The organism is Acinetobacter sp. YH16031 (assembly GCF_013417335.1).
In the GTDB taxonomy this organism is placed as follows: Bacteria; Pseudomonadota; Gammaproteobacteria; order Pseudomonadales; family Moraxellaceae; genus Acinetobacter.
Window position 1 is genome coordinate 1 of the sequence record NZ_VPED01000085.1, and the last position, 3,731, is coordinate 3,731.

General features: G+C 45.9%; 3 protein-coding genes and 1 pseudogene. 2 read left to right on the top strand and 2 right to left on the bottom strand.

The genetic code is table 11. From position 1 onward, the window contains the following. Positions 1-67: 67 nt before the first annotated feature. Positions 68-241, top strand: a pseudogene (locus FTV31_RS15875) (mobilization protein); the annotation flags it as partial. A gap of 188 nt (positions 242-429) precedes the next feature. Here FTV31_RS15875 and FTV31_RS15880 read toward each other — a convergent pair. Continuing rightward, complete coding sequence (locus tag FTV31_RS15880) at positions 430-1,311, bottom strand: GTPase family protein (RefSeq protein WP_031612478.1); 882 nt, start codon at positions 1,309-1,311, stop codon at positions 430-432. A gap of 657 nt (positions 1,312-1,968) precedes the next feature. Between FTV31_RS15880 and FTV31_RS15885 the strand changes: the two genes are divergently transcribed. Then, positions 1,969-2,904: a replication initiation protein gene (locus FTV31_RS15885; RefSeq protein ID WP_031612480.1), complete on the top strand. Its 936-nt coding sequence runs from the start codon at positions 1,969-1,971 to the stop codon at positions 2,902-2,904. A 193-nt stretch (positions 2,905-3,097) separates the two neighbouring features. Here FTV31_RS15885 and FTV31_RS15890 read toward each other — a convergent pair whose 3' ends face one another. Beyond that, on the bottom strand, positions 3,098-3,496 hold the full coding sequence (locus FTV31_RS15890) for a hypothetical protein (RefSeq protein ID WP_001560793.1): 399 nt from the start codon (positions 3,494-3,496) through the stop codon (positions 3,098-3,100). Positions 3,497-3,731 lie beyond the last annotated feature (235 nt).

The window sequence follows — 3,731 nt, forward strand, 5'->3', positions numbered from 1 at the left end:
AGGAAGCGCACTTATATGTTTCTCTCCTTCGTCGAGAAACAGTGCGCTCCTGCGGAGGGCTGAAACCGTGGCAACCTATCACCTCAGCGTTAAATTTGGAGGCAAGGGACAGGCTGCAAACCACGCCGATTACATCGAGCGCAAAGGGGAGTATGCGAAACGGAAAGATCTGGAATACACGGAGCACGGAAACATGCCGGAATGGGCCAGGGATAATCCTTCCCATTTCTGGCAGGCGGCTGTATCAGAAAGTTGTGACACTGGAAGATAAACTGGCGGAGAAAACTGTCACGGGTAAGAGCCGGAAAAACTGACGCGCTCTGTGAGGTGTTTGAATTGTTCGCTGTTCACATCGGATAAAACCGATCTTGGAAAAAGAAACGTTGATAACTAAGATTCAGGATAGTAATCATCCTGAATCTTAATGAATTACCAGAATTTAAGTTTTGATAGTATTTTCTTACCTGCAGCAACAACAGTTGCAGCTACTACTTCAACAACTACATCCTTTACGTTATCCCAGGCTTCACCTGTCCATTCTTTAATGGTGTCCCATACGCCCTTTTCTGCGCTTTCTGCCATTTTTTCTGTTTTTATTTCTTCTCCTGCTTCGCGATAGAGAGCATATTTTTTCTCCTTTGGGAGGATGTCTATTATTGTCTCCATTGCTTTAGAAATATTAAACTTTCTTTTGACTGATGTAGGTATAATGTATGAAGCAGGAACAGAAAAGGCAGTACTTACTTCTAGTATTTTCTCATTTACACTAGCTAACTGCTCTTTTGTCGGCTCGTTTTTCTTTTTATCCCAAAGAAGTTCACCTTCATCGTCTTCTGTTGGTTCTATTTTATCTATTTGGTTTATGAAAAATACAACAGGACATTTTTTTATATTAGGTAGCAATATATCGTTATATACCTTTTGAGAAATTGCGTAAGCCCTTTCATCAGACTTTATTACCCATACAACTAGGTCTAACTTTGCAACATTCTCTTTGTATAGATTATAATATTCTTTGTCTCTTTCCAAGGTTTCACCAACACCAGGAAAGTCTATTATCGTAAGTCCTCCCTCATTTCCATCTTCTGGCTTGATATGAATTTCTTGAATCTCTCTTGTGCAAGCAGCGACGTTACTGACTGGGGCTACATCACGACCAAATAATGCATTGCATAATGATGATTTACCTACGCCAGTTGATCCAAAAATACCGACTCGTGGCGTGTAACCTTTTATTTCCCTTATTTTCTTTTCGATTGCTTGTCTAATTTTTTCTTTGCTGTTTAGTGTCGATTTATCAATATATTCCATTTTAAGAACCTATATTGTCAAGAAATATTACTTATAAATAAACCACCTATTTTATAAGTGGTATTTTATTGTATTCGATAAATGTTATCTAGAGCTGTGTTCAGGTTGTTGTGAGACTAAACCTTTTAAGCGATTTCCTAAAAAGGTGGGGTACATGGAGCTCAGAAAACAAACTATCCCAAGACTGTTTTTTAGTCATGTTGCTTTGGAGAGAGGGTGGGATGAACTATGGCAATTATTGTGTCTGATGCTGATATCGAACTGTTTTATCCATCTATGCAAGGATATGGATGAGAAAATTTGCTGTTTTGACCCATTCGCCCTTCTGAACGGTTGAAACTGTTCGCGAATCACTTTTGTGCATAGTTATGCAGCCCCATAAAAATAATTCTGACGCATTTTTCGGGGTTGCCCTGGTGTTTCCTTGTATTTTTGCGTTTTTTGCGTCAGAAAGCGATTGAGAGCGTTTTAAGGGGTTCGTACAACAGGAGTTATGGTAAATGGATCGTTTTTGCGGGAAGGCTCGACAGGTTTTGTTGTTGGGGGTAGTGTAAGCGACTGAAAAACAAACGCCCCTGAAATTCGTGTCTATCCGCCAAGACTTTCACGAAAATACAGGGGCGATGTCGGTCGATAACCTGGAAGGAATCGTAACACATGAGCGCCGCGCTTCAATACTTCGAAGAAAATTTACCCCACCGTCCCTATCACACGGATGATCTCGCTTTTGGTCTTCGCATCTCCGGCAAAGGGCGTGCGCTTCTTGCGCGGTACATCCAGCAGAACCAGCCTCATGCGCAGTTCTGGCTGGTTTTTGACGTTGACCGTGTAGGAGCTGCGATTGACTGGAGCGACCGGAACGCTCCCGCGCCGAACATCACCGTAAAAAATCCTGTGAACGGTCATGCTCACCTGCTCTACGCACTCAATATCGCCGTGAGAACCGCGCCGGACAGCTCGGTTAAGGCGCTGAAATACGCCGCTGCGATTGAACGTTCGCTGTGTGAGAAACTTTGTGCAGATGTGAACTACAGCGGACTGATTTGCAAAAATCCGTTCCACCTGGAATGGCAGGTGATGGAGTGGCGCGAGGAGGCCTATACCCTCGATGAACTGGCTGATTATCTCGATTTGAGCGCCTCAGCGCGCCGTAGCATCGATAAACATTACGGGATGGGGCGAAACTGCCATCTGTTCGAAATGACGCGCAAATGGGCTTACAGGGCGATTCGTCAGGGCTGGCCAGCATTCTCACAGTGGCTTGATGCCGTGATTCAGCGTGTCGAAATGTACAACGCATCGCTTCCCGTTCCGCTTTCTCCGCCTGAATGTCGGGCTATTGGCAAGAGCATTGCGAAATACACGCACAGGAACTTCACGCCGGAAACTTTCGCACAGTATGTGGCTGATACGCACACCCCAGAAATACAGGCCAAGAGAGGCCGGAAAGGTGGTATCGCTAAAGGCGAAGCCTACGATGACAAGCGTTTCATGGCGCTATGTATGCTGGAGAATGGATATTCTCAGAAAGCTATTGCGGCGATGCTGAATGTACATCGTAATACGATCCGTAATTGGGCAATGCACAAATAGCCTATATCAGATAACAGCGCCTTTTCGGCGTCTTTTTGAGCTGAGGGCTTTCCGGCGGTTTTCTCCTTTCAGCCCAGCAATGGTGCTGTTTTCCGCATGATTGCGCTGGTAGTGCTCGCCGCAGTCTCATGACCGAGCGTAGCGAGCGAATGAGCGAGGAAGCACCAGGGAATCGGAACACGGATGGAGGCACTTACGCGTCTGGGTTTGGGGATGTCTCCAGATCGTACTTAAGTTCCTTAAGTGCCTGTAATATCCTGTCTTTTTTATAGCATAGCTCGCCTGTTTTTGTGTCTACCAGTCCTGCTTCGATCAGTAGCCCAGCCGCGAGAAAGAGCCGGTGATTGCGTTCTCGTCGTTGTTTTTTTCCCTCGATTCGTTTTTGGACCGCCTGTTTTCGTTCGCTCTCCTGTGCCTGTAAGTCGTTTTTTTCCGCTGTTGCCAGTACGTGGAGGAGTTTGCGTTCCTGTTCTGTGAGTCCTGCTTCGTTGTCGAGCAGGTCAATAATCTGTCTCTGTCGTGCGGTCTGTTCTCCGAGCTTCCTGATGAATCCGATCCGTTTCTTCAGCCATTCGATGTTGCTGATGCGCATGTTCGTGGTGCTCCCTGGTGTTTTTTGCGGTGTGTTGTGGTCGTGCAGTATATCGCTTGCGGTCGGTGGGTGCAGGGGGGTATCTTCCTTCTAATTCGTGAAATTAGAAGGAAGCGCACTTATATGTTTCTCTCCTTCGTCGAGAAACAGTGCGCTCCTGCGGAGGGCTGAAACCGTGGCAACCTATCACCTCAGCGTTAAATTTGGAGGCAAGGGACAGGCTGCAAACCACGCC